This window comes from Halobacillus sp. BBL2006 (assembly GCF_000786645.1).
GTDB lineage: Bacteria > Bacillota > Bacilli > Bacillales > Halobacillaceae > Halobacillus.
Genome location: NZ_JRNX01000329.1, coordinates 1 through 3,138 on the forward strand (window position 1 = coordinate 1; position 3,138 = coordinate 3,138).

General features: G+C 43.8%; 3 protein-coding genes. 2 read left to right on the forward strand and 1 reads right to left on the reverse strand.

Annotated features, from left to right (window positions below; all coding sequences use genetic code 11):
- Nucleotides 1–259 precede the first annotated feature (259 nt).
- On the reverse strand, nt 260–1,411 hold the full coding sequence (gene ylbJ, locus LD39_RS10465) for a sporulation integral membrane protein YlbJ (RefSeq protein WP_231572555.1): 1,152 nt from the start codon (nt 1,409–1,411) through the stop codon (nt 260–262).
- A gap of 225 nt (nt 1,412–1,636) precedes the next feature.
- Between ylbJ and LD39_RS10470 the strand changes: the two genes are divergently transcribed.
- The gene (locus tag LD39_RS10470; protein WP_035546024.1) at nt 1,637–2,425 is read left to right on the forward strand and encodes a patatin-like phospholipase family protein; all 789 of its coding nucleotides are present in this window, start codon (nt 1,637–1,639) and stop codon (nt 2,423–2,425) included.
- A 3-nt stretch (nt 2,426–2,428) separates the two neighbouring features.
- On the forward strand, nt 2,429–3,138 hold a 710-nt coding region (locus LD39_RS10475; RefSeq protein ID WP_035546025.1), incomplete at its 3' end, for a PDZ domain-containing protein.

Here is a 3,138-nt window from a genome sequence, read left to right on the forward strand (position 1 = left end):
TTTCTGTTAATACAACACTTTTTCAGTGGCTTCGACGGAGTCCGAGGAGGCTTGCCGTCATCCCCGCAGGAAAGCGAGCTGCTTCCCAACTAACCCTGAACCTCAATACAGCAACGAACCCCGGTTATCTCGGAATCAAGTCTTCCAGTATCCTGCACGATTGTTGGATAACTTTTATTTGCTGTATGTTTATGAAATAACTATATCACGAGAACCTAACTTTCATTAAACACAGCCATGAGAAAGATCAAACCCCCTATCAACTTTTTTGATAGGGGGTGTTTTTGTGGTGGATTTGGCCAGAATGGCTTTGCCATTTGACGAGAATCATAAACATAATCATCAATAATGTAATCGGCGGTCCATAGTGGTGAAAAAATTCCATAATAGGTGTTGTGAAGTTTTCTTTTGGGTTCCAAATGGCCAGGCTTTTCGTCTGCCAGCTTGAATGGCTGTAAAAGTAATACAGGATGATCATCAGAACGGCAGCGAGACAGCCATGAGCTATACGAGCCATTGCATATGGCTTAAATCTTATATCTGTTTCAGCAAGAATACTGGCAATTTGGGCTTGTATGGAAAAGCCATGAAATCCCAAGATAAAGCTTACTAGTACGAGCTGCGCAATTAATGGTTCCCCAGTCTGTGTGATGGCCCCTATTCCTGTCGTCAACTCAAGCATGCCTGCGATAAGAGGAGTATGAAAACTCTCGGGTAAAGCAGAAAGCGAAAGAAATGCGGAAAGAATGGTCATGATCCCTGTTTGCTTGAACAGCTCTGTTAAGACGGAAAACAACATGATGAATCCCCCGACCATAAGGAGAGTATCGACTGACCGTGTTACAGCATCTCCCATCAGCTTTCCAATTGTCCGGCCATCATCAATTCGCGATTGATGCATTTTAGAAAATGCTTCTCCCAGTGTGGAGTAATGTGCTTCTCGTGATTCGCTGTCCTCGTTTCTCTTATAAAATTTCATAATGAAGCCTACGAGCACATTGCCTCCGTAATGAGAGAGGGCGATCAATAGACCGAGAGAGGGGTCATGAAAGAATCCGACTGCAATCGCTCCAAAAATGAACAGGGGGCTTGAAGCATTGGTAAACGCGACGAGACGTTCTGCCTCTACACGTGTTACCTGTCCTTTTTTCCGCAGGTCAGCTGTCCACTTTGCGCCAGACGGGTATCCACTGGCCATTCCCATCACCCAAATGAAACCGCCGGATCCTGGGACATTAAATAATGGCCGCATAAACCGTTCGCTCAATGCTCCCAGTCCATGCACCACACCGAAACCGATCAAGAGCTCTGCTGTAATAAAGAAGGGAAGTAAGGATGGAAAGACGACCTCCCACCATAGATCTAGACCTCGCAAGCTTGCGGATAATGATGCCTTTGGATAAAGAATCAAGGCAGCAGCAAGTCCTATTGTTAAACAGGTTAAAACAAAGGTCTTTAGTTTCGAAATTAGAAACACCTCCAGAGGGCGTTACAGTTTTCTGTACTTCTAATATCAGAAATAGTAGAATGAGGATATATTTGGTCTTATTGCTTGTACCTATACTCCATGTGTACGCTCATAACTCAATTGTTTATACCATAAAATAAAACAAAGTCAGTGAAGGGGGAATGTCAAGTGAATCGTCCAAAGGTCGGTTTGGCTCTGGGGTCAGGAGGAGCTAGAGGATTTTCACATCTAGGAGTTCTGAAGACCTTGAAAGAGCATGGCATTCCGGTTGATATGGTGGCAGGCAGCAGTATGGGAGCTTTAGTCGGCTCTTTTTTTGCCGCAGGTCAAAAAATCGAAGATCTATACAAACTAGCCTTTACTTTCAAACGGAAATATTACCTCGATTTCACAGTGCCGAAGATGGGCTTCATCCAAGGTAAACGAATCAAGGAATATATCCGTTTGTTTACGTTCGGGAAAAATTTAGAAGATTTTGAATTGCCGATGGCGATTATTGCTACAGACTTATACGCTGGCGAGAAAAAAATATTCAGAAATGGTCCTGCAAGTGACGCCGTTCGTGCCAGCATAGCCATTCCTGGAATCTTTGTTCCTGAAAAAATTGAGGATCGTCTTTATATTGATGGAGGCGTCATGGACCGTGTACCGGTGTCTGTTGTAAAGGATATGGGAGCAGATATCGTTATTGCTGTCGATTGTGCCCATTTCGATGCTGATCCAAATATTAATTCTATTTATGATGTGATTATCCAAAGTATCGATATTATGCAGGATGAACTGGTTACAGCAATGGGTGTTTCCTCCGATGCGGACGTGATGATCCGTCCAGATGTATCAAAGTACAGTTCACGCGCTTTTACAAATATAAAAGAAATTGTAGAGGCAGGGGAAGCAGCCGCAGAGACCCAAATCAAAGAAATTCAAAGAACTTTGGCTGATTGGAAGGAGTCTTAAAGCATGAAGTCGAACAAGCGCGTCATAATAACTGGAATTATTACTCTTTTGATCGTTGCTTTTTTAGGAGCTTACCGTCTCCCTTTTTACATTTATAAACCCGGGTCGGCAGATGCCCTCGATCCTATAGTGGAAGTCGCAGATGGCTATCCGAGTGAAGGCGATATGCACCTCGTGACGGTCCGAGGCGGACAGGCAACCCCATTACAATGGGTAATTGCCAAGGTTAGACCTTTTCATCAGGTTTATCCTATTGAACAAATTCGTCCAGAAGGTGTAACCGAAGAAGAATACTATCACGCTCAATTACAGATGATGGAATCTTCACAGGAAGCTGCAAAGGTTGTGGCCTATAAGGCAGCTGACAGAAACATTACGATTAACTATGAGGGTGTCTTCGTCATGGATGTCATCAAAGGCATGCCGGCTGAACAACAATTAAAAGCAGGAGACGAAATCACTCAAGTTGACGGCAAAGATATTCAAGAATCAGCGGACTTGATTGAATATGTGACGGACATGAAAAAGGGAGATCAAGTCACTCTTACGATTAAAAGGGGAGATGAGACCCTTCAGAAAAAAATTGAACTTGCACCTTTTCCAGACAACTCTAATAAAGTAGGGGTTGGAATCTCGTTGGTAACCGACCGCACGGTTGAAGTCGATCCAGAAGTTAAAGTCAAAAGTGGGGAAATCGGCGGGCCAAGCGCCGG